This window comes from Umezawaea sp., assembly GCF_057122925.1.
This window is the reverse complement of sequence record NZ_DBNGPQ010000166.1, coordinates 123,576-147,768: the sequence shown is the minus strand read 5'-3', so window position 1 is coordinate 147,768 and position 24,193 is coordinate 123,576. Positions and strand designations below refer to the sequence as shown.

At 71.6% G+C, this 24,193-nt stretch carries 24 protein-coding genes and 1 pseudogene; 13 read left to right on the top strand and 12 right to left on the bottom strand.

All coding sequences use genetic code 11. The features are described 5' to 3' along the window. Positions 1-65: 65 nt before the first annotated feature. From AC156L_RS37720 to AC156L_RS37700, 5 genes are all read right to left on the bottom strand, one after another. Positions 66-1,022 carry a hypothetical protein gene (locus AC156L_RS37720; RefSeq protein WP_330877996.1) on the bottom strand — a complete coding sequence of 319 codons (957 nt, stop codon included), beginning with the start codon at positions 1,020-1,022 and terminating at the stop codon, positions 66-68. Positions 1,023-1,543: 521 nt separating this feature from the next. After that, positions 1,544-1,771 (bottom strand): DUF2188 domain-containing protein, encoded by a 228-nt coding sequence (locus AC156L_RS37715; RefSeq protein ID WP_330877995.1) that lies wholly within the window; start codon positions 1,769-1,771, stop codon positions 1,544-1,546. A gap of 106 nt (positions 1,772-1,877) precedes the next feature. Continuing rightward, positions 1,878-2,126, bottom strand: coding sequence for a CDGSH iron-sulfur domain-containing protein (locus AC156L_RS37710; protein WP_330877994.1), 249 nt, complete (start codon positions 2,124-2,126; stop codon positions 1,878-1,880). Beyond that, entirely contained in the window at positions 2,123-3,121 is a 999-nt protein-coding gene (locus tag AC156L_RS37705; protein ID WP_330877993.1) for an iron-containing redox enzyme family protein, read from the bottom strand. The genes AC156L_RS37710 and AC156L_RS37705 overlap by 4 nt, the downstream gene beginning before the upstream one ends. A gap of 149 nt (positions 3,122-3,270) precedes the next feature. Continuing rightward, a complete protein-coding gene (locus tag AC156L_RS37700) occupies positions 3,271-3,774 on the bottom strand; it encodes a hypothetical protein (RefSeq protein WP_330877992.1) in 504 nt (167 codons plus the stop codon). 220 nt (positions 3,775-3,994) lie between these two features. Here AC156L_RS37700 and AC156L_RS37695 point away from each other — a divergent pair, with 220 nt between their 5' ends. Next, a complete protein-coding gene (locus AC156L_RS37695; protein WP_484407718.1) occupies positions 3,995-4,969 on the top strand; it encodes a hypothetical protein in 975 nt (324 codons plus the stop codon). A gap of 23 nt (positions 4,970-4,992) precedes the next feature. On the opposite strand, the gene AC156L_RS37690 is transcribed toward AC156L_RS37695, so the two are convergent. Continuing rightward, the gene (locus AC156L_RS37690; RefSeq protein ID WP_330877990.1) at positions 4,993-5,619 is read right to left on the bottom strand and encodes a mycothiol-dependent nitroreductase Rv2466c family protein; all 627 of its coding nucleotides are present in this window, start codon (positions 5,617-5,619) and stop codon (positions 4,993-4,995) included. A gap of 256 nt (positions 5,620-5,875) precedes the next feature. Here AC156L_RS37690 and AC156L_RS37685 point away from each other — a divergent pair, with 256 nt between their 5' ends. The 3 genes from AC156L_RS37685 (at position 5,876) to AC156L_RS37675 (ending at position 9,478) form a co-directional block, all read left to right on the top strand. Beyond that, a complete protein-coding gene (locus AC156L_RS37685; protein WP_330877989.1) occupies positions 5,876-6,751 on the top strand; it encodes a MerR family DNA-binding transcriptional regulator in 876 nt (291 codons plus the stop codon). A gap of 138 nt (positions 6,752-6,889) precedes the next feature. Then, positions 6,890-7,642 (top strand): SDR family NAD(P)-dependent oxidoreductase, encoded by a 753-nt coding sequence (locus tag AC156L_RS37680; protein WP_330877988.1) that lies wholly within the window; start codon positions 6,890-6,892, stop codon positions 7,640-7,642. A 954-nt stretch (positions 7,643-8,596) separates the two neighbouring features. After that, positions 8,597-9,478 carry a helix-turn-helix domain-containing protein gene (locus AC156L_RS37675; protein WP_330877987.1) on the top strand — a complete coding sequence of 294 codons (882 nt, stop codon included), beginning with the start codon at positions 8,597-8,599 and terminating at the stop codon, positions 9,476-9,478. A gap of 44 nt (positions 9,479-9,522) precedes the next feature. Here the strand turns inward: AC156L_RS37675 and AC156L_RS37670 are convergent, their stop codons facing one another. Then, the gene (locus AC156L_RS37670; RefSeq protein WP_330877986.1) at positions 9,523-9,648 is read right to left on the bottom strand and encodes a DUF397 domain-containing protein; all 126 of its coding nucleotides are present in this window, start codon (positions 9,646-9,648) and stop codon (positions 9,523-9,525) included. On the opposite strand from AC156L_RS37670, the gene AC156L_RS37665 reads away from it, so the two are divergent. The 4 genes from AC156L_RS37665 (at position 9,647) to AC156L_RS37650 (ending at position 15,027) form a co-directional block, all read left to right on the top strand. Beyond that, on the top strand, positions 9,647-11,302 hold the full coding sequence (locus tag AC156L_RS37665) for an AfsR/SARP family transcriptional regulator (protein ID WP_330877985.1): 1,656 nt from the start codon (positions 9,647-9,649) through the stop codon (positions 11,300-11,302). The two genes, AC156L_RS37670 and AC156L_RS37665, sit on opposite strands and share 2 nt — an antisense overlap. Next, positions 11,292-13,637 (top strand): hypothetical protein, encoded by a 2,346-nt coding sequence (locus tag AC156L_RS37660; protein ID WP_330877984.1) that lies wholly within the window; start codon positions 11,292-11,294, stop codon positions 13,635-13,637. Before AC156L_RS37665 ends, AC156L_RS37660 begins: the two co-directional genes overlap by 11 nt. Positions 13,638-13,771: 134 nt before the next feature. Further along, the gene (locus tag AC156L_RS37655; protein WP_330877983.1) at positions 13,772-14,626 is read left to right on the top strand and encodes a hypothetical protein; all 855 of its coding nucleotides are present in this window, start codon (positions 13,772-13,774) and stop codon (positions 14,624-14,626) included. Continuing rightward, the gene (locus AC156L_RS37650; protein WP_330877982.1) at positions 14,623-15,027 is read left to right on the top strand and encodes a hypothetical protein; all 405 of its coding nucleotides are present in this window, start codon (positions 14,623-14,625) and stop codon (positions 15,025-15,027) included. The genes AC156L_RS37655 and AC156L_RS37650 overlap by 4 nt, the downstream gene beginning before the upstream one ends. An 82-nt stretch (positions 15,028-15,109) precedes the next feature. Here AC156L_RS37650 and AC156L_RS37645 read toward each other — a convergent pair whose 3' ends face one another. Then, complete coding sequence (locus tag AC156L_RS37645; protein WP_330877981.1) at positions 15,110-16,015, bottom strand: DUF6461 domain-containing protein; 906 nt, start codon at positions 16,013-16,015, stop codon at positions 15,110-15,112. 137 nt (positions 16,016-16,152) lie between these two features. Here AC156L_RS37645 and AC156L_RS37640 point away from each other — a divergent pair, with 137 nt between their 5' ends. From AC156L_RS37640 to AC156L_RS37630, 3 genes are all read left to right on the top strand, one after another. After that, positions 16,153-16,512, top strand: coding sequence for a hypothetical protein (locus AC156L_RS37640; RefSeq protein ID WP_330877980.1), 360 nt, complete (start codon positions 16,153-16,155; stop codon positions 16,510-16,512). A 133-nt stretch (positions 16,513-16,645) separates the two neighbouring features. After that, positions 16,646-18,781: an MMPL family transporter gene (locus tag AC156L_RS37635; RefSeq protein WP_330877979.1), complete on the top strand. Its 2,136-nt coding sequence runs from the start codon at positions 16,646-16,648 to the stop codon at positions 18,779-18,781. A gap of 51 nt (positions 18,782-18,832) precedes the next feature. Further along, entirely contained in the window at positions 18,833-19,387 is a 555-nt protein-coding gene (locus tag AC156L_RS37630; protein WP_330877978.1) for an EF-hand domain-containing protein, read from the top strand. Between the two features lie 6 nt (positions 19,388-19,393). On the opposite strand, the gene AC156L_RS37625 is transcribed toward AC156L_RS37630, so the two are convergent. The 3 genes and pseudogenes from AC156L_RS37625 to AC156L_RS37615 all read right to left on the bottom strand — a co-directional run. Beyond that, positions 19,394-19,915 carry a hypothetical protein gene (locus tag AC156L_RS37625; protein WP_330877999.1) on the bottom strand — a complete coding sequence of 174 codons (522 nt, stop codon included), beginning with the start codon at positions 19,913-19,915 and terminating at the stop codon, positions 19,394-19,396. Between the two features lie 40 nt (positions 19,916-19,955). Then, positions 19,956-20,114 (bottom strand): SDR family oxidoreductase, encoded by a 159-nt coding sequence (locus AC156L_RS37620; RefSeq protein ID WP_330877998.1) that lies wholly within the window; start codon positions 20,112-20,114, stop codon positions 19,956-19,958. Positions 20,115-20,215: 101 nt separating this feature from the next. After that, a pseudogene (locus tag AC156L_RS37615) lies at positions 20,216-20,545 on the bottom strand (short-chain dehydrogenase); the annotation flags it as partial. A 373-nt stretch (positions 20,546-20,918) separates the two neighbouring features. Here AC156L_RS37615 and AC156L_RS37610 point away from each other — a divergent pair. Beyond that, positions 20,919-21,758 carry an endo-beta-N-acetylglucosaminidase H gene (locus tag AC156L_RS37610; protein ID WP_330877977.1) on the top strand — a complete coding sequence of 280 codons (840 nt, stop codon included), beginning with the start codon at positions 20,919-20,921 and terminating at the stop codon, positions 21,756-21,758. Positions 21,759-21,820: 62 nt separating this feature from the next. On the opposite strand, the gene AC156L_RS37605 is transcribed toward AC156L_RS37610, so the two are convergent. Further along, complete coding sequence (locus tag AC156L_RS37605) at positions 21,821-22,717, bottom strand: MerR family transcriptional regulator (RefSeq protein ID WP_330877976.1); 897 nt, start codon at positions 22,715-22,717, stop codon at positions 21,821-21,823. A gap of 190 nt (positions 22,718-22,907) precedes the next feature. Between AC156L_RS37605 and AC156L_RS37600 the strand changes: the two genes are divergently transcribed. Then, positions 22,908-24,173 carry an amidohydrolase family protein gene (locus AC156L_RS37600; protein WP_330877975.1) on the top strand — a complete coding sequence of 422 codons (1,266 nt, stop codon included), beginning with the start codon at positions 22,908-22,910 and terminating at the stop codon, positions 24,171-24,173. Positions 24,174-24,193 lie beyond the last annotated feature (20 nt).

The following is a 24,193-nucleotide window of genomic DNA, read 5'->3' as shown; positions in this document are numbered from 1 at the left end:
CGGGGGGAGCCGCGGCCGGGCCACGACCGCGGCGCGCCCCGACGAATCGGGACGCGCCACGATGCCTAGCTGTGCACGACCTCGATCAGGTCGCCGGTCCACACCTCGGCGTCGCCACCGTCGCCGCCGTCGCCGGAGCTGCCGCCGACGGTGACGCTGTCGTTGGACGCGTCGCCGGTGTCACCGGTGATGGTGTCGCCCGAGTCACCCGTGACCGACACGGTCTCCGAGTCGTCGCCGTAGCCGTTCCAGTCGCCGTGGTCGTCCCAGTTGCCCTGGTCGCTCCAGTCGCCGTGCTCGAGGCCGTTCCAGCCCCACGAGTTCCAGCCCTGCTGGTCCCAGTCGTGGTGGTACCCGGTGCCGTGGCCCCACGCTTCGTGGTCCCAGCCGTCGAAGGCCCCGGTGGTCAGGTTGTCGCCGGTGTCACCGGACTCGCCCGAGTCACCGGACTCACCGCTCACGGCGGTGTTCTCGCTGGCGGCGTCGCCGCCAGCACCGGACGCGGCACCGTCACCCGCGACCGCCACTACCGGTTCCTCGGCCTCCGTGGTCAGTGCCATGGGAACCGCGGTGACACCGCTCTCCACCTCGGCGTCACCACCGTCGCCGCCATCACCGGTGTCGCCGCCGACGGTGGTGCTCGAGTTGGACGCGTCGCCGGTGTCGCCGGTGGTCGTGTCGCCCGAGTCGCCCGACACCACGTACGTGACGCAGTCGCCCAGCGGGCAGTAGACGTAGGTCAGGTTGTCACCCGTCGAGCCCGAGTCGCCGGAATCACCGGAGTCACCCGACACCGCGACGTTGTCGCTGACCGCGTCGCCACCGTCGCCCGAACCAGCGCCGTCGCCCGCGAGGGCGAGCAGCAGGCCGTCGCCGTGGTGCGTCCCGCCCGTCCAGCCTGCCGGTCCGGAACCCGCGAGATCGGGGCCTGGGACCCCGGCGTGGGCGGCCGACACACCCGGCACGACGAGTGCTCCGGACATCATCGCGGCCAACAGGCCGCGCTGAATGTTCTTGTGCATGGTCTTCCTTCCGTGACAACGAGCTTCGAACACGGTGGTCAACTAGCGGCGGAACCGGATCGGGTCGGGTGGTTCGGGTCGATCTCCTTCACGGGTCGCCTCTCCGCACTCGGCCTCTGTCCGTTCCTGGAGTGGGAGTAGCCGTTGTGCGGCGGGAAGAATCTCGTGCGGAGGCCTGTCACCGTTCCGGGGATCGTTGCTACGACTGGAAAAGCCGTATCGCCACCTGGTCGGTGGGACAGAGCTGCCTCGACGACGTCACGGCTACTCAGCGTGACAACTCGCGTGTCCGGTGTCGGAGCCCCACGTCGTCCACGGGAGCATTGCTCTACCGTGACCAGGGCTTTCCGTCTGATGTGGAGCGTTTCACCCGCGGGCGCGACCACTCGTGGGTCTCGCTCACCCGGCGGCCGACGCGGCGCGAGGCCGAGTTCGCCGGACCAGCGGGTCCTCGTGGCGACTCGGCCTCGCAGCGCGCTCGTCGTGCCGAACTCGGCGGTGCGCGGGGGTCTTCGGTGGCGTCAGCCGGGGATGTTGCGCGGGTCTCGGCTGCGCGGGTAGGTCTGCCGTTCGGCGATCTGGCCGTCGAGGTTGCGGATGATGTGCTCGACACCTGCCTCGATGGCCATCTCACGCCCCTTGGCGACGGCCGCCTCCTTGGTGTCGTGCGTGTTGGAGGCCTGCGTGTTCCCCTCGACCTTGTTCTTCCACTGGCCGTTCTCGTGGTAGGTGTCGATGTCGCCCTGCATAGGTTCCTCCCTCGTCCGGGTGATGGTGCGGTGTTGCGAACGGATTACCCAGGAACGAGATGAGATACACGCGGTAGTCGGTTCGCCCGGACGAGCGGGCTCGCCGTCACCGTTCGCGGTCACCGCCGGAGGCGTGGAACTTGGCGGACTTGTGGGTGCCGTCGCACAGGGGCTTGATCAGCGAGAGGCCGCACCGGCACAGCGCCACGGTCGCGCGACCGGGGTTGATGACCTCGCCGGAGTGGGTGCGCAGCTCGAAGTCGCCCCGCACCAGGAGGGGTCCGTCCTCATAGGACGTGATCGTGGTGCGAACCTCCGCCGCCGCGGGGGTTTCGGCCTTCCGGTCGGGGCTCACGCGACGTGCGCCAGGTCGTCGCCGCGCAGCGCGGACCCGCGCCGCTGCCAGCTGTCGAGCAGGTGGCGGCCGAACTCCGCTTCGACGGCCAGGCAGCAGGCGGCGCCGAAGAGGACCTCGGACGCGGCCTCGGGGTGCTGGATCGCGTAGCCGCCGCACAGGTCGTGCGCGGCGACCTGCTCGTGAACGGCGTCGGCCTCCACGTGCTCGTCGTAGAAGCGGGTGGCGACCGCGTCACCGCCCAGACGGCGCAGGCCGTTGCCGTAGCGGCGGTTGGGCAGCGACGAGGTCATCTCGAACGCCGCCAGGTGCCCGACCAGCGCGCCGCTGAACCTCCGGTGCAGCCCGAACAGGGAGATGACGTTGGTGACGGCCAGCGTCACGGCGGGCGCCCGATCGACGTAGTGCCCGTAGGTGTCGTCCAGGTCGAGGGCGCGCATGGTGGAGCGGAACAGCTCGGAGTGCATGCGGTCGGCACGGCCGCCGCCGTACTCGTCGTTCTGGATCTCGACGAGCGCCGCCTTGGTGGCGCCCTCCAGCCGGGGGATCGCCCACGAGTGCGGGTCGGCTTCCTTGAGGTGGTAGACCGACCGGAGCGCCACGAACTCGCGGAACTGCTCGCGGGTCGCGGTCCGCTGGAGGTAGCCGGCCAGCGAGGGGCCGTCGTCCTCGTCGACCAGGCGGGCCAGTGCGCCTGCGACGCCGTCGGGCTCGACCCGCTGAGCGGGGCCGATCTCGCGGAGGTGGGCGATCCACACCCGTTCCAGGGCCGCGCGCGCCGCGAGCAGCGACGGCTCCCACTCCCACGAGTCGTCGACGTCGTCGAAGCCGCGGTAGTGGAGTTCGTAGCAGATCCACAGCGCGAGCTGGAGGTCCTCGTCGTGCACGGCGTCGGGCACGGCGTCCAGCGGTGGGACCGACAGGGGGCCGGGCGTTCGGAGCAGAGCCCCGGTCAGGGCGGCGCTCACCGGTCCTCGGGGCTGGGGCAGCAGCATGACTTCCTCCGCGGGTTCGTGACGACGAGGGCTGATTACCCCGATCGGCCCAATCCCATGCCGCTTCGGTGAACCGTTTTCGGATCGATTGCTTCCAGGGCGAGACCCGAGCCGCGGTGGCGGGGGCTCGCCCCGCCACCGCGACGTGGTCAGCAGAAGATCGTCACGTTCGGTGTCTGGCCCGCCAGCACCAGCGGCGAACCGGCGTAGCCCGCCTTCGTGAAGATCGCCACGCCGTAGCCGAAGTACTCCAGGTTGATGCCGAGGCAGTTGGTCACCGCGAAGTGGTCGGCCACCGCCGTCGACGGGAAGTTCTTCGGCCGCTCGGCGACGTTGACGCCGTTGCTGTAGTAGAGCGCGGGGCTGAGGTAGATGTTGTCGACGACCGAGGTGCAGTCGCCGTGGATGTCGACCCGCACCGCGCCGCCCGCCTGGTACGGGTTGGTGACGTAGCCGCCGCAGTAGATGGTCTCCGGCAGCGCCGCCGAGGCCTTCGAGTCGTCGATCTTGGTCAGGACCGTTCCGAACGTGGTCTTCAGCGGCTTCGACGGCGCTGCCGCCGCACCCGCCTGGCCCGTGGTGAGCGTGAGGCCCGCGATGCAGCACAGCGTGATCATGATGGCCGACGCGGCCCTGCGAACGTGGTGGCGCACTGGGGTTGTCCTTCCGGTAGGGGGAGTCAACGGCCCCACCGTGACCGGTGCGGCACCGCGTGGGCGTCGATCGTGGACACCTCCGGACACGCACGACGTCCGCGCAGGTGGGGGGCCGCGGCGTCGGCGTGGTGACCGGACACCTCCGGACGGACGTCCAGTCACCGTCCATTCCGGCTTGCGACGATCGTTCCAGCGGACGTGGACCGAGGGGGACAACATGGGTGCGGAGAGCGAACTCCTCGACCAGCTGTGCGGTGATCTGCGGCTGATGTGGCGGCAGGCGGGCGGACCGAGCCTGCGGTCGCTGGCGGGCCGGGTGGGGCTGAGCAAGAGCCAGATCGGTGCGATCCTGACCGGCGCCATCCGGCGTCCGCCCGCGTGGGGCACGGTCCGAGGACTGGTCGAGAGCTTCCTCGCCTACGCCGACGAGTACGGCGCCGCCGCCACCCTGTCGGTGCCCACCGGGGTGTCCGAGTTCTGGAAGCCCCGCCACACCGTGCTGGAGTACGCGTTCAGCCACGCGCGGGGCGTGCCGGACCGGGCACCGCGCCAGCTGCCGCCCGCGGTGCGGCTCTGCGGCCGGGCGACCGAACTGCGGGAGCTGGCCGTGCTGTCGAGCGTCCGCGGGCGGCCCGCCGTCGCGATCGTGGTCCGAGGGGCGGCCGGGTCGGGCAAGACCGCGCTGGCCGTCGGCTGGGCGCACCGGATCCGGGACCGGTTCCCGGACGGGCAGTTGTTCGCCGACCTCCGCGGGTCCACCGGTGCGCGACCGGCGGACCCGGCCGAGACGATCCGCGGCTTCCTCTCCGACCTCGGGGCCAGGAACGTCCCGACCGGCCTCGCCGCGCTGTCGGCGTGCTACCGCAGTGCGCTGGCGGGACGGCGCGTGCTGGTGGTGCTCGACGACGCCCGCGACACCGAGCAGGTGCTGCCGCTGCTGCCCGGCACCCCCGGCAGCGTGGCGGTGGTGACGAGCCGCGAGCGGCTCAGCGGCCTGGTCGCCGCGGCCGACGCGCGCACCCTGCTCCTGGGCCCCCTGAGCCGGACCGACGCGACGGCGCTGCTCGCGACCCGGCTCGGCGGACCGGCCGTGTCGCCCGCGTTGACGGAGATCGTCACCAGGTCCGGTGGGCTGCCCGGCGCCCTGGCCGCGGCCGCGGCCACCGCCGACCCGCGAGCGGACCGGGCGTAGCCGCCGTGGGGATGGTGGTCGCCTCAGAACTCGGGTCCGCCGAGCGGTGGCCCGGTGATCGAGTGGAAGCCCGGCACGGAGGTCGTGAGCAGCAGGCCGTCCCAGAGCCTGCCCGCTTCCTCCCCTCGGGGGACGCGGGAGACGACCGGCCCGAACACGGCGGTCCGATCGGCGCCGGGACCGGTGACGGCGATGACCGGCGTCCCCGTGTCGCCGCCGACCAGCCCGAAGCCCTCGTGGTGCGAGGCGCGGACGGCGTCGTCGTACTCCCGCGACGTCCCGGCCGCGGCCAGTTCCCGTGGTAGCCCCGCCTCCGCCAGCGCGGTCTCCAGGTCGCCCGTCCAGTCGTCGCCGTCGCGGACGTGGGTCCACAGCGCGGTGTAGAACCGCCCCAGCGCCTCGTGCCCGTGGTGCCGCTCGACCGCCGCGCAGACCCGCACGGGCACCCACAGGTAGCCGTCGGGGTCGCCCTCCGGGTCGTCGTCGCGGTGCTCGTTGAGCACGGACAGGCTCATCACGTGCCAGCGGATCTCGACCGGGCGGACCCCGGTCACCTCCACCAGCCAGCGCGACGTGATCCAGGTGTACGGGCAGGACGGGTCGAACCAGATCTCCGCGATCCACGTGCCCGCCGGGGTTTTCCTCGTCACCGGTCTGATCCTCCCGCCTCCGCGCCCCGGTGGCGAGGGTGCGCGGGACGACGTCGGCGCGGAGCGCGTCCCGCTCGACGAGCTGCCGGGCCCACCGCCTGCCTGGTCGCGCGCGCCGCTCGTGGTCGTGCTGGTCACCGCGGGAATCCGCCTCCTCGGCCGACCTCGGGGCTTGACCTTCCCCTTCGGGCAAGGCCCACCATGGGAGTCGACGAGGTCAGGCAGAGCCGAGGAGGTCCCCATTTCCGACCTGGACATGACGATCGGTGAGTTCTCGATGCTCAGCGGGCTCACGCCCAAGGCGCTGCGGCTCTACGACGAGCGCGGCATCCTGAAACCCGTGGTGGTCGACCCGGTGTCGGGCTACCGGCGGTACTCCAGCGAGCAGATCCGCCACGGCCAGACGCTGTGGGCGCTCCGCGAGGGCGGGGTCCCCCTGGCGGAACTGGGCGACGTCGACGCGTTCGACGTCGAGGGGTTCCAGGAACGCCTGCGGGTGAAGCGGATGCTGGAGGACGCCGCGCTGCGGCTGGCGCTGGCGTACCGGTCGATCTCGGTGGCCGACTGGCCGGTCGACGTCACGGACGCCGCGCCGCTCCCGTGGGTGGGGACCTGCGTGGACATCACCCTGGACGACGACGTCGACCCGCGGACGGCCGTCTTCGCGCTGCCCGTGACGTTCGAACGCCACCGCACGGCCCTGCGAGCCGCCCTGGAGGTCCGCGGCGCCGCGGTGGACGTGCCGTGGTGGACGACCGCGCGCCGCGGTGGGACGGGTGACGTGCGCGGTGCGCGGATGGTCGTGTGCGCTCCGGCGGCCAGGGACCTGCGCGCCGACGACTGGGACGGGTTCACGACCGCGCTGCGGGCGGCGCTCGGCGACGTCGCCCTCACCGTGGTCGGTGGTGTGCTGCCCGCGCGGTTGGAGGTGTCCGTCACCGCGCACGTCGACGGCGGCGACGAGCGGGCCTCGATGGCGGCCGGGTTGGCGCCGCGGCTCGCGATCGACGCCCGCATCCGCGACCGGGCCTACCGCCCGCTCGCCCCGCACACGCGCGAACTGCACGACGGCCCGATCGGCACGACCCCGGTCACCACCGTGCGCGACGTGGCGTTGCCCGCTCCGTCCTGAGTGGACCGGAGGCGTGACCGCGCCGAGCCCGCCGCGGTGGCGGGTTCCCGTGGGTGGGTGTGCCACACCCGGGCAACGGCGTCCTTCTTCGCACCTGGACCGACGGGTTGACTCGGTGTCGTCGAACAGGTCGAAGGGATGAGCACAATGCGGATCGTCGTCATCACCGGTGGCAGTCGGGGTCTGGGCGCGGCAGCGGCACGGGCGTGTGCGGGCCGGGGCATGGGCGTCGTCGTGACCTACAGGTCGAATCCCGAGTCGGCGGCACGGGTGGTGGACGAGATCGTCGAAGCGGGCGGCACGGCGCTCGCGCTGCCGCTGGACGTCTCCGACGTGCCGTCGTTCGGTGCGTTCCGCGAGGCGCTCCTGGCCGCGGTGCGGGAGAAGTGGGGCCGTGAGGGGATCGACGGGCTGGTGAACAACGCGGGCCACGGCGTGCACACGCCGATCGCGTCGGTGTCGGAGGCGGAGTTCGACGCGCTGTTCGCCGTGCACCTGAAGGGCCCGTTCTTCCTGACGCAGACCCTGCTCCCGCTGATCGCGGACGGTGGCTCGGTGGTGAACATGGCGAGCGCGACCTCGCGCGTCGCGACGCCGGGAGTGGCTCCCTACGCCAGTTTCAAGGGAGGCCTCGAAGTGCTGACCCGCTACATCGCGAAGGAGTTCGGCGAGCGGGGGATCCGCGCGAACGCGGTCGCACCGGGCGCCATCCGCACGGAGCTGGGCGGTGGGCTGACGCCGGAGTTCGAGGAGCTGCTGGCGGGTCAGACCTCCCTGGGCCGCGTGGGCGAGCCCGAGGAGGTCGGCTCGGTGGTCGCCACCCTGCTGTCGCAGGACGGGCGCTGGATCAACGCCCAGACCATCGAGGTCGCCGGTGGGTACAACATCTGACCGCAGGCGTTCGTCGGTTCACCCGATCACGTGACCTACCAGGACACGGGTTGTCCTGGTAGGTCCCTGCTGTGGCCCGCTGTGCCGGCTGCGGCGAGGAAACGGGGCATTCGGTGAGGACACGCCTTCTTCTTCCTGCTCTCCGGATGCTGTGGGAGGGCTGCGGTGCGTCGACTGGCCGAACTCCGCTCGCGAGCGGGCTCGGGGTCCGCGACGACCTGCTCGCCCTCATCAAGCAGCGCGTCGTCGTCGAGGGACGTCTGATCCTGCCCGCGGGGGAGTGGTCGTCTCCGCCAGCCACGTCGACCTCCGGGTCACCAGCCTCAGCGGCATGAGCGCCCCGCTGCTCGGCGAGGCGATGCTGGACGTGGTGGCGCACGTTGACTTCCAGGCCGTCGGTGGCCTCGCGCCCCGCGACCCGTGATCCTCGCGGGCGGGCTCGACGGCGCGAACATCGCCGAGGGGTTTCCACGTCGGTCCCGCCGGTGTGGACGCGCACACGAGACTGAATGGGGCGGACGGTAGGAAGGACCCGGCCGGGGTGCGCCTGCCAGTGGAGCGGGCGCAGCGGGCGTTCACGGAGTTCGACCTACCGCGGTCGCGGTGGTGGCTCGGTGACGGCGCGCGGCCGACCGATCAATCCTGACCCACGCCGGGTGGACGCGACATCTCCGTTCCTGCGGTACCTGCGGTCCTCGGCGTTCGGTCTCCGATCTGCGCGCAGGTCGTTCTCGGTTCGCACTCCTGGCGGGTACCGACAGCCTTGCTGAGCCCGCCCACCTGGCCTGAATCGTCGTCACGTTCCACGCCATGGCATTCCTGCTCACGTGGTCTAGTGAGCATTGCTCGAAAAATTCTTGACACCGCGATATCACACTGGTTGAGTGTTGACTCAAATTGAATCAAGTCAAGTCAAATGGAATCAACATCATTCCGAATGAGGGTGACCGCGGGATGGACATGGCGGCGGAGAACGCTGACTCGGCTTCGACCGGGCGCGCGCGGCTGGCCGCGGAACTGCGCCAACTGCGCGGCCTGTCCGGCGTCTCGGGTCGTGAACTCGGCCAGCGCATCGACATGAGCCAGTCGAAGGTGTCCAGGATCGAGGCGGGAACCGTGCTCCCCTCGCTCCCCGAGGTGGCGGCGTGGGTCGTCGCCCTGGAGGCGTCCAACGACACGAGGGAACGGCTCGACGCGTTGACCAGGATCGCGCACCGGGAGGCGCGACACTGGCCCGCGCTGTTCCGGGACCGGGGCCACCTCCAGGACGAGGTCCACGCACTGGAGACCATGGCGGTCCGGGTGCGCACCTACCAGCACTCGGTGGTGCCCGGTCTGCTCCAGACCGCCGACTACGCGCGTCGCGTCTTCTCCCTGTTCCAGGTGCCGTACTCCGACGAGGACCGGAGTGCCGCTGTCGCCGCCCGCCTGCGTCGGCAGCAGTTGGTGTTCGAGCCGGAGCGGCGCTTCGACTTCCTGATCACCGAGGCGGCTCTGCGCTGGCGACCGGGTCCGTCCCGGCTGTTGCTCGCCCAACTCGACCGCCTCGTCTCGATCAGCACGCTCGACAACGTGTCGTTCGGCGTGATCCCGCTCGACGCCGAGGCGTTGACGACGCTCTCCCACGGGTTCGTCATCTACGAGGGACCAGATGAGGGTCGCGGGACCTTCGTGGCGGTCGAGATGATCCACGGCCCCGTCGAGGTCGTGGACGTCGAGAGCATCGAGCTGTACGAGAACAGCTGGTCCCGACTGGAGCGGATGGCGGTCTTCGACGACCACGCTCGCTCGTTGCTGCTCACCCTTGCCGAAGACATCCGCTCGTCCACCGGCTGAGCCGGGTGCGGCGACCAGTCGCCGCACCCGCGCTCACCGGTCCGTCACTGAACGCCGAACTCGCCAGCCATCACGCCGTACAGGAATGCGATCCACTCGAGGGAGGTGAACCACAACTCCGGTCCGCTGGGGTTCTTCGAATCCCTGACGAGCACGCCGTTCGAGATCATGGCCACCTCGACGCACGCGCCGCCACCCTCGCTGAACGAGCTCTTCTTCCAGTTCCTGCTCTTGGCGTCCACTATTCCATCCCCTGTCCTGCTCCGGCATTTCCGTCGCATGGACAGAGGTTGGTCCGCTGAACTGGCCGAATTGCTTGCCGCGCAGCTGGAAGCGACTGGCAGGAGCGCTGCACCCGACTGGCACCACCACTGCACGGGTGCAGGTCCACCAGTGGAAGAACATCGAAACGAAAGGGCGAAGATGACCGGTCTACCAGTCGAATTCCGATTGTGGGGTCAGGTGGCGGCATACCGCGACGGCGAGCGCGTTCACCTCGGCACCGAGAAGGAACAGTGCTTGCTCGTCGCGCTCGCCGGTAATGGCATGCCGGTGCGGCGCGAAGCGTTGCCCGAGTGGCTCTGGGAAGACCCTCCGGAGCACGCCGAGTCGGAGATAGGCAGGTACATGACGCGGTTGCGCGGCAGACTGGTCACAGCCGGGATCGGTGACCTGCTGGAGAGCAAGAACAGGCTCTGCCGGTTGGACGTCGTGGACGCGCAGGTCGACGTCCGCCGCTTCGAGGCGTTGACCGCCCAAGCCCGCTCCGTCGCCGACGGCCATGCGGCCACGTTGCTCGCGGAAGCTCTGGAACTGGCTGAAGGGGTGCCCCTCGCCGGGCTGCGGAGTCGCCGGATCAACACCTACCGGGCCGCACTGGTCGAACAACGCCTTGCCGCCCAGATCCGCCTGGCCGAGATCGAGATCGGCCTCGGGCGGTACCGCGAGTGCGTACCCGGCTTGCTCCAACTGTTCCTGGAGCACCCCGCCAATGCCGAAGTCACCCGACTCGCGATGTCCTCCCTGCACTTCGCCGGGCGCACGCAGGACGCGCTCGACACCTTCGCCACGCACCGCAAGCAAGTCGTCGAGAACGGAGGGCTCGAAGTGGACGCGGAACTCGAGAAGTTGCAGAGACTGGTCATCGACAACGACGAGAGCGTGCGCAGGCCCGTCGCACGACGTTCCGCCCACGTGGTTCCCGCACTCCTGCCTCCGGCGCGGGAGGTTCAGCGGGAGTTGGTAGTGGTGCTGCGCCCCGACGACGAAGACCCGACCGAACTGCGGGCGGCGATCTCCCAATCTCTTCAGGGGGAGGGCATCGACGTCAGCGTCGCGGACGACCGATTGGTCTGCGTGGTGCCTGCCGATGTTCCGCACGCGGACGTGCTCACCGCGTGGCTCGACCGGGTCGCCGCCGATGTGCGGTTCCCGGTGCGGGTGGGGGTCTCCGTCGAGAACGAGGAGTTGGCCGCCGATCTGGCCGGTTCCGACTACGCGAGGCGGGTGCTGGCCGCGGCTCGGACCAAGAACCTCGTCGTCGTCGTGTCGGACGAACTGTACGAGTCGGTCGTGCGCCGCAGGGGAGTTCCGAACGAACTGAGCTCCTACCGGCGGGTCGAGGAACCCCTCGGCGGTTGGGTGCGCGTACCGGGTTACTCGGTGCCGCCGAGACCGGCCAAGGCCGAGAAGCGACGTCGCGGATCGGGTTCGGGAGACGTGCTCAAGGGCCCCACCGTGTTCGTCCAGGGCCGCGCACGGATAGGCGAGCAGTTCAACGCGGCGGTGATCAACATGAAGGCGAGGCGCCGCGATGAGCGGTGAGGGCGCGAGCGGTGGAGCCAGCCGAACGGCGGCTCCCGGTACGTCGGGTGCCGGACCGGCCAAGGGTGGTGAACCCGCCAAAGGCGGCGAGCGCGGCGCCGGTCAGGCGAAGGCCGGGGAGAAGAACCCGACGGCGGCGAAGGACGGTGCCGGCAACAGCAAAGCGGCCTCGGAGAGCAACGACCCGGACGCGCTCTACGGTTCGGACCGACGCGCCTTCGGTGAGGCGTACGACGAGGGCCGCAACCTCACGACCGACGGCCCCATGGCGTTCATCCGCGATTCCACGGTGGACGAGATGCACGTCGGGGACCGGCACTACCACTACTCGTCGGGCCGCGGTGGCACACGCCGGTCGGGCTCGGTGCACGAGGACGAGTTGGAGGCCGTGCGTGCTCGCTACGTGCCGGTCACCGGTTACGACGACATGGTGTCGACCCTGGAGGATCGCCGGGTTCTGGTGCTCTGCGGCGAACCCGGCACCGGGCGCTTCACCACGGCGGTGCGACTGCTCGACGACGTCGGATCCGAGGTGGTCTCCCGGTTCGACGCCGGGCAGGACATCGGCGCGCTGACGTCCAACGACTTCGAGAGCGGACACGGCTACGTCGTGGAGCTTCTCGGTGCGGCGGGCAGTTCCACGACGCAAACCCAGCTCGACAGGCTGCGAGATCTGGTGGGGGACAGCGGGAGCAGCATCGTCCTCATCGCTGAACGCGATGGCCTTCAGGGTTGGCACCTGGGCAACTACGCGGTTCCGTACAGCCCACCGGAGTCCGACAGGGTCCTGGAGAGCCATCTCGTGGAAGAGGTGCGCGAGGACGGCCAGGACGCGCATGAGCTGTTGCGCAGGCTCGGTGAATCCGCTCGTCTGCGCCGAGCGCTCGGTCCTGTCCCGCGGCCTGTGGAGGTCGCCCGGACGGCTCGCCTGCTCGCCGAGTACGGCCGCGGCACCATTGGCTTGGACGAGGTCGAGGCCCAGGCAGCCCAGTTGGTGCAGCGACAGGTCGTGGAGTGGTTCGCCGGGCTCGCGGGGCTCCGTTCGGGCGAACTGGGTGACGCCCTGCGGCTGGCGGCGTTCCGCATCGCGTTGGCGGTGCTGAACAGGTCGCCCTACAACATGGTCGCAGAGGCAGGCCGTCAGCTCGCCAACTGCTTCGTCAAGGACCTCAAGGGGGTTTCCACGAGCCAGTCCTCGCTGTTCGGCGACGACCACCAGAGCCGGTTGTCGAAGTCGCGGGCCGAGGTCGTGGAGGGCTGGGTCGCTGCGGGTCTGGAGCGCGTCCCGGTCGGGCTCGCGAAGTACTCGGACGACCGCCTCCCGGTCGTGCTGCTCAGCTACGTGTGGAAGAACCACCACGGTCTGCGCAAGTACATGGTCCAGTGGCTCAAGGCGCTGAGCAAGGACGCCCGCCCGATGATCTGGGTCCGTGCAGCGCAGGCGACCGGGCTGTTCTGCTCGCTGGACTTCCACTTCACCTTTGAGGACATGATCCTTCCCGGCGCGTCGTCGGTGGGCAAGCGGAGGAAGCAGCGCCGGCTGTTCGCCGCCGTCGCGCTCGACCAGGCGGCGCGGGACGAACGGGTCGCGGACGCGGTTGACGAGCAGCTTGAGATCTGGCGCCGGTACGGCACGGACGCCGAGCGCTGGACCGCCGCGTCGGCGCTGGGCTACGACCTCGGGCGGAGGTCGATCAAGTCGACCTTCGAGGAGCTGAGGGTCCTGGGAACGCCGTCCGAGCAGCAGTCCGCCTTGGACGAGAGGATGAACTCCGCCCTGGTGCAGGCGTCCGGCTACAGCGTGGCGAACCTGTTCGCGTTCGGCGAGGTGGAGCCGGTGCTGGGCAAGCTCGCCGAGTGGGCTTCCAGCGAGCGGCAGAGCATCCGCAAGCTCGCCTGGTGGGCGATGTACTACCTGATCCACATGCACGGCTTCGACCTGGACCACCTGAGGCTGTCGGCCGGACGGGTGGAACGCCCTACACCCAGGGCTCGGGAGCGTTGGCCGCTGCTGCTGGCGTTGCAGGACGAGCAACGACACCTGACCACCCCGATCGCCGACCTGCTGTGGTGGGGCCTGCGTGGACGGCGGGGCGACTTCGTCGCCAGGTACCTGTTCGGGCCGTGGATCCGAGCGGCGGAGAAGGACGACGAGTGCCTGCGCGCCCTGATCGACTTCGTGCCACACCTGGTGCGCGACGAGCTCGACGTGCACCGACTCCACCACCTGCTCAACCGCTTGCGGCACGACTGGAGCGACCCGCTCGAGGGTGACGCCGCCCGGTCTCTCGAAGAGGCGATCCGCGTGCCCGCGCACAGAAGGGAATCGTCATGACACAGCCGGATTCCAGTGTGGACTCCGAGAACATCCCCGTGCAGACCGAGGAACGACCACCGGCCGCCACGAGCGCGGAGGACCGCCCTCGACCGCCCGCTCCCGTCGCGGCACCCAGCTTTGGTGGTCCGATCGTGGACGAGCTCCACGTGAAGCGGTTCGAGCTGCTCTACCGGCGGCTGCCGGTCGGAGCCAGGGTCGCTCGCGTCTTCGTCACGCGCTCGGGCAACTGCCTCACCTATCCGGCGGCGGGACAGCCCACCACCGGGGAGTTGGTGTGGAACAAGGTCCGCACGGTGTACGAGGTGGATCTCGGCATCCACGTGTCCACCGTCGAGGCCTACCTGCCCAGCTGCGGCGACAAGATCTGCTTCAAGGCGATAGTCGATCTGGAGTGGAGGGTGACCGATCCGGCACTGGTCGTCCAGGCCGGCGTCACCGATGTGCGCAAGGCTCTGTCTCCGCGGCTGCTCGCACGGCTGCGGGCGGTGACGCGCAGGTTCGACATCGCGGACGCCGCCCAGGCCGAGAACTGCGCCAACGAGGAGCTGGACGACGACTCGCTGGGTGAGGACCGCGGTCTGTGGGTGCGGCCGCACGTTCGACTGGCGATGGATGACACGAGCCTCGGACAGTCGGACATCCAGCGCAAGGTCAACCACTTCCGGACGATCATCGCCGAAGGCGACTTTGACCAGTTCGCGCTGCAACTCACCCTGAAACCCGAGGACATCGACTCCGTGGTCAAGGTCCTCGTGGAAGAGAGGGACAGCCGCCTCCGGGCGACCTTCAACTTCATGAACCGCCTGCTCGAATCCGATGCGCTCGACCGCTGGCAGATCGACGACCAGGTGCGGACCGCCCTGCAGATGGCGCAGGAGTCGATCTTCAGGGTGCTCACCGGCAGCGGGCAGCCGCGCTTCGTCCCCTCCGGTGAGGCGATCAGGGAACCGGTGGTCAGCGGCAACGGCAATGTGAGCCTGCCGTGATCCTCTCCGCGAGGATCGTCGGCCCGCTCGTCCCGTCGGGCGTCCTGTTCGTCGTGGCCGTGGTCGTGTGCGCTTGCCTGGCCACGCGCTGGGCAGCGCCGTTCCTCCTGCGCCTGGTGGCGTCCGCGCTGCGCGGCGCCGTCGCCGGGGTGGCCATGCTGCTGATCTTCCCGGAGTACCGCTGGAGCAGCCGGAGTCGCCGCGTCGAGAAGACCCCGTCGTCGTACGCCTACACCTACGGGGACGTTGTCGGGCGGACCACGTTCTGGATCAACCGAGTGCTGTCGGTCGTGCTACACGCAGCTGCGGAGGCGGTCAAGGCACTACCTCCGCCGCTGGTGGCGGTCCTGGCCGGGGTGTTCGCCGCAGCCTCGTCGCTCGACCTCATCACGCCCTGGTGACAGGAGGCAGTGCGAGCGGGGGATCGAGCCGACCCTCCGCGGTCGGCCGAGGCACGTGGGTCGGGAAGAAGGCGGGGTGGGCTCAGGCCAGGTCGGCGCGGAACGCGGCGGCCAGTGCCTGGACCAGGTGGCCGAGGCGGTAGCCGCGGTGGCGTTCCTCGTCGGTCATCCGGTGCCGCCCGCCGGGGTCGTTGAGCGACCAGCTCGCGCGGCGCGCCGTGCTCGACCACTCGCGCACGTGCCCGCCCAGCTCGCTGTCGGGGGAGACCACCACGGGATCGCCCCGTCGGGCGGCGGCCAGCGCCGGGGCCAGGCCGGGGGTGCTCCCGAGGTGCAGCTCCGCGACGATCCGCTCGGCCAGGTCGTGCGCGTCGGCGGTGGTGCGCGGTCGGGTGCGGGTGAACCAGGGGTCGATGTGCGCGCTCGGCAGCGGCGCGGTGAGCTGGTCGAAGGTGGGGACGACGCCGGTGACGAGTCCGGCCAGGCGGAGGGCGCGGCTGGTGGAGTGGTCGTACTGGCCCGCGGTGGAGTCCGGCTCGAAGCCCGCCTCGCGCATCAGCGGGAGCAGGCGGTCGGGATCGGTGCCGTAGCGCCTGCCGGGGTGCTTCGGGTCGAAGCCGGTGACGACCGCGCCGTCCACGGCGTGGGTGAAGCCAGGGCTGGCGTAGTCGTGCCGCAGCAGGGCGACCGCCTCGGTGCCGCGCGACAGCGCGTCGACCAGGTGGGTCAGCTCGAAGCCGGTCGGCTGGCAGAGCACGGTCCACTCGCCGAGGGCCAACGCGGAGACCACCTCCGGGTAGCCGTGGTCGTACTCGTGCAGCCGCGAGACCTCCTCCGGTGTCCGCCGGGCCAGGGTGTCCGGCAGCGCGCCGACGCGGGTGAGCGCGTCCAGCGGTTCGACGCCGCGCACGAAGGCCAGGGAGAAGATCTCCCCGAGGAACGGGTGTGAGCCAGGGTGGGCGTCGGCCCAGGACAGGTCGTGCCGCATGTGCTTCCCCCTCGATCGCGTGGCGCGACCGACCGTAGTGGACCACCCCGACAGTCGGCCGCGGCGGTCGTCGCGGGCTAGTGCGGTTCGGGTGCGCCCAGTGCCCGGTGGAGGTCGCGGGCGCGGGTGCGGTGCCCGTGGGCCGAGGGGTGATCCCCCGCGGCCTCGCCGAGTCCGTTGTGGGCGGCCGGTTCGTCGTCGCGGTTGCCGCTCCGCCGGAGGATCGCCAGGGCCCGGCGGTGCCGGTCCGGCTCGCCGAGGCGCGTCTCCACGAGCCCGCCTACCTCGCGGCCCACCCTGGGGAGCCGCACCCCCTGCTGCGGGACGACGCCGTGGAGTGCCTGCGGCGGCAGGGCGTCACGGCGCGCGGGGGAGAGGCGGGCTACGGCGACCACCACGGACAGGCCGAGGAGGGGCCGGACTTCAACGACTGCCTGACGGCCGCCGCGAAGGCGGAGTTCCCCGGCCTGCCGGGCGCGATCACGGTCTTCTGCTGAGACGGGGTTCGGGCGGGTCGGGCGGTCGCCGACCGTGGTCGACCGGTGGCGCACCTCGCTAGAGTTCCCCGATCGCCGCACGGCTTCCCGAACCGTTCGGCCGCACGGGAGCGCTGGAGGACCGATGGGGGCCGTGCCGCACCACGATCGGGCGGCACGGGCCGTCGCCGCGGTGGGCCGGGTGTGCGTCCGGCACCGGGTCGCCGTGATCGGCGCGTGGCTGGTGCTGGTGGCGGCGCTGGTGGTGGCCACGAGGGTGGTCGGCGCGCCGACGGACAACGACGTGAGCCTGCCGGGGACCGACGCCCAACTGGTGCGGGACCTGACCGCGTCACCGACGGCGCCGCTCACCGGCGGGACCGTGATCGTGGTGGCCCCGGACGGGAGGCTGGACGACGGGGCCCGCGCCGGCGTGCTGGCGGCGACGGCGGCGTCCCTGCGCGGGGCCGAGCACGTGACCGCGGTGACGGCACCCTCGACGCGCGACGGGTCGCTGTCCGCGGACGGGCGCACCGGCTGGTTCACGGTGGGTCTGGACGTCCGCCGTGCCGAACTCACCAGGGCGGTGGCGCACGCCGTCACCGACGCCGCCCGGCCCGCCGCCGACGCGGGCCTGCGGGTGCTGCCCGGCGGGGCGCTCGCCCAGGTCGTCGACGGCTCGGGCAGCACCGGCGACGAGTACTTCGGCGTGCTCCTGGCCGCGCTCGTGCTCTTCCTCGCGCTCGGCGGTCTCGCCGGAGCGGTGCTGGCGCTGCTGACCTCGGCGCTGTCGGTGCTCGCGACGCTGGGGGTCGTGGGGCTCGCCGGGAACCTGACGTCGATCCCCGCCCAGGCGTCGACGCTGGCGCTCATGATCGGCCTCGGTGTCGGCATCGACTACTCGCTGTTCCTGCTCAGCCGGTTCCGGGCGGTGACGCGGTCGGGTCTCGCGGTGCCGCGGGCCGTGGACCGCGCGGTCGCCGACTCCGGCCCGGCGGTGGTCGTCGCCGGGGTGACGGTCGCGGTCGCGCTCGCGGGACTGGGCCTGACCGGGGTGCCGCTGCTGCGGACCCTCGCCTGGACGTGCGGGATCGCGGTCCTGTTCGCCGTCCTCGCCGCGCTCACCCTGCTCCCCGCCCTGCTCTCGCAGGCGGGCGGGCGGATCGCCCGCGGCGGGGCGCTGCACGACCGGCTGGCGCGCCGCGCCGGTTCCGGCGGTTTCTGGGCCCGCCAGGCGGATCGGGTGACCCGCCGGCCGGTGCTGGCGGGCGGGGTCGCGGTCGTGCTGCTGGTCCTGCTCGCCGCACCGGCGACCGACCTGCGGCTCGGTCAGCTCGACGCCGGGTCCTCGCCGGAGTCCACCGCCGTCCGCCGGGCGAACGACGCCGTCTCGGCGGCGTTCGGCCCCGGCGTGGCCACGCCGCTGACCGTGCTCGGCCGGTTGTCGACGCCGGTCGCCGACGAGCGGGATCCCCGCGCGGCCCCGCTGGTGGCGATGGCGCGGGCCCAGCCGGGGGTGGCCGCCGTCGGGCCCGCGACGCCGTCCGAGGACGGGCGGGTCGTGACGGTCCAGGTGATCGCCTCGACCTCGGGCGGCGACCCGGCGACGGCGGACCTCGTGCACCGCCTGCGGAACCAGTCCGTGCCGGGCATGACCGTGCACGTCGGCGGCACCACCGCGGCCAGGGTGGACCTCGCCGACCGGGTCACCGACACGCTGCCGCTCGTCATCGCGGTCGTGCTGCTGCTGTCGGTCGTGGTCCTGCTGCTCGCCTTCCGGGCACCGCTGCTGGCCCTCAAGGCGGCCGTGGTGGACCTCGTCTCCATCGGGGCGGCCTACGGCGTCCTGACGGCGGTGTTCACCTGGGGATGGGGTGCGACGTGGATCGGGCTCTCCGGTCCGGTGCCCGTTCCAAGCTTCGTGCCGCTGGTGCTCTTCGCGCTGCTGTTCGGCCTGTCGATGGACTACGAGGTGTTCCTGCTGAGCGACGTCCGGCGTCGCTGGGAGCTGACCGGGGACAACCGGCGGTCGGTCCGCGAGGGCCTGCTCGGCACCGGTCGGGTGATCACCGCGGCGGCGGCGATCATGGTCGGGGTGTTCCTCGCGTTCGTGCCCAACGACGACCCGACGATCAAGATGTTCGGCGTCGGCCTCGCGGTCGCCATCGCCGTGGACGCGACCGTCGTCCGCTGCCTGCTCGTCCCGGCCGCGATGGTCCTGCTCGGCGACCTCAACTGGTGGACGCCGAGCCGCCCGCGGTGGCTGAACCGGTTGAACAACTCCACCTGAGTGGGCGACCCGGGTTGCGGTCGCCGCCGGGTCGAACCACAGTGCCTGACCATGAGGCAGGTGTTGCAGCACAGGATCGACTCGACGTTCGCCCACTACGACGTCAACGGCAACGGGGTCATCGAGCTCGCCGACTTCTACGCCCTGGCCGAGCGGCTGCTCCAGGCGTTCGGCGAACCCGCCTCCTCGGAACGGGGGCGGGAGCTGGTCGAGGCGTACGACGGGTTCTGGGACACCCTCGTCCAGCACTGCGACGCCGACCGCGACGGCCGGATCTCGCCGCGGGAGTACCAGCGGGCGATGGCCCTGGCGCTCGTCGACGGCGGCGCGTTCGACGTGGTGTTCCCCGAGGCCGTGGCGTCGCTGCTCGACATCGCGGACACCAACGGGGACGGTCGGGTCGACGCGGCCGAGTTCGAGGTGCTGCTGACCGCGCGCGGGCTGTCCGAGGCCGAGTGCGGGCTGGCGTTCACGCACCTCGACACCGACGGCGACGGCGCGGTCAGCGTGCAGGAGTACGTCGCGGCCGTGAAGGACTACTACACCAACCCGGCGCAGGACACGCCGGGCAGCTGGCTCTACCCGGCGTCGTTGCAGCCCGCCTGACCGGCGCTACCCGAGCTTCCACTCCGCGTCGCCGACCCTGAGCCGGTCCAGCCGCCTGCCCGGCGGCACGACGAACAGGTAGCACGTGGTGTAGCCGGAGACCGCCGTGGGCGACAGCCCCAGGGCGGGCGTCCCGCACGCCACCACCGGCGGGTGCAGGCCCGACGTGTTGAGGTCCTCCAGCTCCGCGCCCGTGCTGTCGACGCCGTGCGCGGCGGGACCGCTGGTCAGCTCCTCGTCGCCCTTGTTCACCAGCCGCGCGTCGACGTAGTGCGGCGTGCCGTCGGGCGTCGCCACCGTGGCGAGGTCGTCGTCGGTGTACGTGCGCCCGGCGAGGTCGGCGGGCTCGCCGCGGCGCACCTCGACCGGCGTGATCCCGATGAGCGCCGTGCCGCCCTGCCCGCGTCCCGAGACGATCGACGCCCGCACCTCGGCCTCGTCACCGACACCGAGCACGGGCTCGTCCCGCGTCCCGCACCCCGTCGTCGCGAGCACCACGACCACCACGGCGACCGCCACCCGCCCCATCGCTGCCTCCCGCCGTGTCGCGTGGGGCCATTGTCGACGATCAGGCCCGTGGACCGAGGACGAGCCCGCCGCTCGCGTCGACGACCTGACCGGTGATCCAGCGCGCGGCGTCGGAGGCGAGGAACGCGACCACGTCGGCGACGTCCTCGGGTTCGCCCGGTCGGCCGAGCGCCGTCGAGCCCGCGACGAGGTCGGCCATCCTGGTCGCGACCGACGAGATCGTGATGGTCCGGCCGCCGTCGCGGAGCAGGGGAGGGCGCGCTGGACGGTGAAGTACGGCGCCCGCACGTCCACGGCGAAGAGGTGGTCGAACTCGGCCCGCGTCGTGGTGCCCAGCGGGCCCGCCGGCGGGCCCGCCGCGTTGGTGACGAGGACGTCGGGCGGTCGCCCGGCCAGGCCCTCCTCGACTCCCGCGAAGAGCGTCTCGACGTCGTCGTCCACACCCAGTTCCGCCCCGACGGCGAACGCGGTCCCGCCGGAACGCGCGATCTCGTCGACCGTCGCCCTCGCCGCGGCTTCGGCGAGACCTGAGGCCGACCGGATCGCGGTGCCGCACAGGGGAATCGGTCTCGGTGTGGTGGTCAGGCCGCAGCGGGGCGGGAACTGCGTCGGGATGCCGGTGCGGAGCATGGCGAACAGGACGTCGCGGCGGTGTCGTGCCTGCGGATCAGGGTGGCGCCGCTGGAGTGGGAGCGCGGGCGGGAACCGGACCGCGTCGAGGTCCACCAGTGGACGAACGCCCTCGCGGCGCGCGGTCCGCCGCCCCGGTGCGGGCGCCTGCCTGACCCCGCCTCCCGCTCCCGGTCGTCAGCGACGCCGGGCTCGGGTCGACCGGTCCGCGTGAGCGGACAACTCACCGGACAGACGTGTCGGGACACGTGGACGGCGGGACTTCGCTGCTGGTTCGCTGATCGTGATAGCCCTGCCAACCCCAGTCGATGGGAGTTGATCAATGGTGTCCGGAGTTCGTCGGATCGGTGCGCTCGTAGCGGCGGTCGTACTGATGACCAGCGGGACCACGACCACGGCGAGCGCGCTCGCGAAGACCGGGCCGGTCTCCGTGGCGTACGTCGAGGTGAACAACAACAGCATGCTGAACGTGGGCAGGTACACGCTCGCGAACGGCGGCGGCAACGTCTTCGACATCGGTGTCATCTTCGCCGCCAACATCAACTACAACGTCACGACGAAGTCGGCCTACCTGTACTTCAACCCGAACGTGCAGCGCGTGCTCGACAACGTGGCCACCGAGGTCCGGCCCCTGCAGGCCAAGGGCATCAAGGTCACGCTGTCGATCCTCGGCAACCACGAGGGTGCCGGGTTCGCCAACTTCCCGACCAAGCAGGCCGCAGAGGCGTTCGCGAAGCAGCTGTCCGACACCGTGACCAGGTACGGCCTGGACGGCATCGACTTCGACGACGAGTACTCGGAGTACGGCAAGAACGGCACCGGCCAGCCGAACGCCAGCTCGTTCGTGCACCTGGTCACGGCGTTGCGCGCGTTGATGCCGAACAAGCTCATCACGCTGTACAACATCGGTCCGTCGGCGTCGCGGCTGTCGTACGGGGGCGTGGACATCACCTCGAAGTTCGACTACGCCTGGAACCCCTACTACGGCACGTGGAGCGTGCCCGGCCTGGCGCTGCCCAAGTCCAGGCTCTCGCCCGCGGCGGTGCAGATCAGCGCGACGGCCAGCAGCACCGCCGCCAGTTTCGCGAGGCGGACGGTGAGCGAGGGGTACGGCGTCTACCTGACCTACAACCTCGGCGCCGCCAACGCGCAGACCTACATCTCCGCCTTCACCAGGGAGCTCTACGGCTCGGACGCCCGCTACACCGGCTAGCGGCTGGTGGCACCAGGACCCGGCGTGCCTCCTGGTGCCACCACCGGCGCGCTGGGCCGTGGTCAGGTGGCGGGGGAGTCCTGGGCGGACAGCTCTTCGGCCAGTTCGATGCAGCGCAGGCGGGCGGGGGACCAGTCGTAGGGCATCTTGCCGACGGCCTCGAGAACGCTCATGGAGCCTGCCCCCCGCTTGGTGGTGCAGACGTCGGCCTCGTCCTCAGGGGGGTGCACGGCGTCCCAGGCGTCCAGGAGGGCGTCGTCGTCCTCGTTCAAGCCGGACTCCTCGATGACGGCGTGCAGGGTGTTCTCGAAGGCGTGCCGCTCGGCGGCCACCCGAGCCACCCGCGGGTCGTCGACGGCGACGCTGTCGTCGAGCGCCTCCTCGGCGTCGTCGACGCGGTCGGATTCCTCCCGCAGGGCGGGGTGCGTGGCCAGGGCGATGAAGCGGGTGGCCTGGAGCGCCGCGCCGAGCGGGCCGAAGATCCGCTCGGTGACCAGCAGGGTGTCCAGGTCCGCCTGGCGCAGGGCACCTTCGGGCAGGTTCTTGAGGCGTTCGGTGACGAAGTCGGAGAGCAGGCCCGTCCGGCTGCCTTCGGCGCGCATCCGCCTCACGGCGGTCCGCTGCCGCCGCACCTCCGCCTCCTGCTCGGCGAGGGTGTCCTCCAACCGCTCCAGGATGTCCGCGATGCCGTCGCCGCCGTCCGCGCCCGCGGACGCCGTGCCGGTGGTGAAGGCGTCACGGATGTCGTCCAGGGCGATCCCGGCGTCGGCCATCTTGCGGACCCACAGCAGGCGGATCATGTCCTCGTACCCGTAGCGGCGGCGGCCGTCACCACCCCGCTCGGGCTCGGGGAGCAGGCCGATCTCGTGGTAGTGGCGGATCGCCCGCGGTGTGGTGCCGACGAAGGCCGCCGCGTCACCGATCTTGACCTGGCGGGGTGGCGTGAAAGACGGGTGCACGAGCAGGGACCTTCCTCAAGGGATCGGGACGTGGGTCCACTGGACCACATGCCGCTGCGGAAGGTGCAACCCCCTGGGACGGACCTGAACGGCAACAGGGGTGTCGTCCGGACCTCGCGGGGCGTGCAGTTGAATGACCGGCGGTAGCGGACGGGGACGGGGGGACGGGGTGTCGTCGAGGACCTCGCGGGTGACGACGATCGTGAACGCGCGGGTGTTCGACGGGACGGCGGTGCGCGACTGGACGTCGGTCCGGTTCGACGGCGGCCTGATCACCGGGTGCTCGGTCACCTCGGCCGCCCGCGAGGGCGACGAGGTGGTCGACGCGGGTGGCGGGACGGTGCTCCCCGGCCTGATCGACGCCCACGTGCACCTCGCCCCCGGTGCCCTCGCGCAATCGCTGACGTTCGGCGTGACCACCGTCCTGGACATGTTCAGCAAGCCCGACGCGGTGGCCGCGGCCGAGGAGCAGGCGGGCTCCCGGTCGGACGTGGCCGACGTCCGGTCCTCGGGTGTCGGTGCCACCGCGCCGGACGGGCACCCGTCGGCGCTGTACGCCCCGATCCCGACGCTGACGGCCCCCGACCAGGCCGAGCGGTTCGTCGCGGACCGGATCGCGGAGGGCTCGCACTACCTGAAGGTCATCTCCGGCGTCGGCGGCCTCTGGCCGTCGCTGGACTCCGACACCATCGCGGCACTGGTCACCGCCGCGCACGCCCGCGGCCTGCTCGTCGTCGCCCACGTGAGTTCGACGGCCGGTCTGGAGCAGGTCGTGTCGGCCGGTGTCGACGTGGTCGCCCACGTCCCCGCCGACACCGCGCTGGACGAGGCCCTGGTCGCGCGCGTCGCCGAGGCCGGGATCGCGGTCGGTCCGACGCTGGCCACCATCGAGAACACCCTCGGTGAACCCGGCGGCGCCGCGGTGGCGGGCGACCCCCGGCTGGCCGAGGCGCTCGGGGCCGCCTGGACGCGGCGGCTGACCGCGGGCGGCCCCGGTCCGCGTCGCTGGAACACGCCGCCCTACTCGCAGGCGCGGGACAACGTGCGGAGACTGGCCGACGCGGGAGTCGCGCTGCTGGCGGGCACCGACGCCCCCAACCCCGGCACCGTGTTCGGGGCGAGCCTGCACCGCGAGCTGGAACTCCTCGTCGGGTGCGGCCTCAGCCCGGCGCGGGCACTGGCCGCCGCCACCACCGAACCGGCACGCGTGTTCGGCCTGCCCGACCGGGGGCGTGTCGCGGTCGGGCGGCGCGCGGACCTGGTCCTCGTGTCCGGCGACCCGTTGGCCGACATCACCGCGACCCGCGCGATCGAGAGGGTCTGGCGCGGGGGCGCGGCCTGCGACCGCCGCGCGTTCGTCGCGAGCGCCGCCGAGGCCGAGCAGCTCGACGCCTTCGACGCCCAGGTCGCGAAGGTCGTGGCCGCCGTGCGCGAACGCCGGTCCGGTCGGCCCTGACCGCGTGGAGGCCTCCCCGG

Coding starts and splice junctions, on each gene's coding strand:
- AC156L_RS37720 (WP_330877996.1), bottom strand. CDS start 1,022: ATGCACAAGAACATTCAGCGCGGCCTGTTGGCCGCGATGATGTCCGGA.
- AC156L_RS37715 (WP_330877995.1), bottom strand. CDS start 1,771: ATGCAGGGCGACATCGACACCTACCACGAGAACGGCCAGTGGAAGAAC.
- AC156L_RS37705 (WP_330877993.1), bottom strand. CDS start 3,121: ATGCTGCTGCCCCAGCCCCGAGGACCGGTGAGCGCCGCCCTGACCGGG.
- AC156L_RS37695 (WP_484407718.1), top strand. CDS start 3,995: ATGGGTGCGGAGAGCGAACTCCTCGACCAGCTGTGCGGTGATCTGCGG.
- AC156L_RS37685 (WP_330877989.1), top strand. CDS start 5,876: ATGACGATCGGTGAGTTCTCGATGCTCAGCGGGCTCACGCCCAAGGCG.
- AC156L_RS37680 (WP_330877988.1), top strand. CDS start 6,890: ATGAGCACAATGCGGATCGTCGTCATCACCGGTGGCAGTCGGGGTCTG.
- AC156L_RS37675 (WP_330877987.1), top strand. CDS start 8,597: ATGGACATGGCGGCGGAGAACGCTGACTCGGCTTCGACCGGGCGCGCG.
- AC156L_RS37665 (WP_330877985.1), top strand. CDS start 9,647: ATGGCCACCTCGACGCACGCGCCGCCACCCTCGCTGAACGAGCTCTTC.
- AC156L_RS37670 (WP_330877986.1), bottom strand. CDS start 9,648: ATGATCTCGAACGGCGTGCTCGTCAGGGATTCGAAGAACCCCAGCGGA.
- AC156L_RS37660 (WP_330877984.1), top strand. CDS start 11,292: ATGAGCGGTGAGGGCGCGAGCGGTGGAGCCAGCCGAACGGCGGCTCCC.
- AC156L_RS37645 (WP_330877981.1), bottom strand. CDS start 16,015: ATGCGGCACGACCTGTCCTGGGCCGACGCCCACCCTGGCTCACACCCG.
- AC156L_RS37630 (WP_330877978.1), top strand. CDS start 18,833: ATGAGGCAGGTGTTGCAGCACAGGATCGACTCGACGTTCGCCCACTAC.
- AC156L_RS37625 (WP_330877999.1), bottom strand. CDS start 19,915: ATGGGGCGGGTGGCGGTCGCCGTGGTGGTCGTGGTGCTCGCGACGACG.
- AC156L_RS37620 (WP_330877998.1), bottom strand. CDS start 20,114: ATGGCCGACCTCGTCGCGGGCTCGACGGCGCTCGGCCGACCGGGCGAA.
- AC156L_RS37610 (WP_330877977.1), top strand. CDS start 20,919: ATGACCAGCGGGACCACGACCACGGCGAGCGCGCTCGCGAAGACCGGG.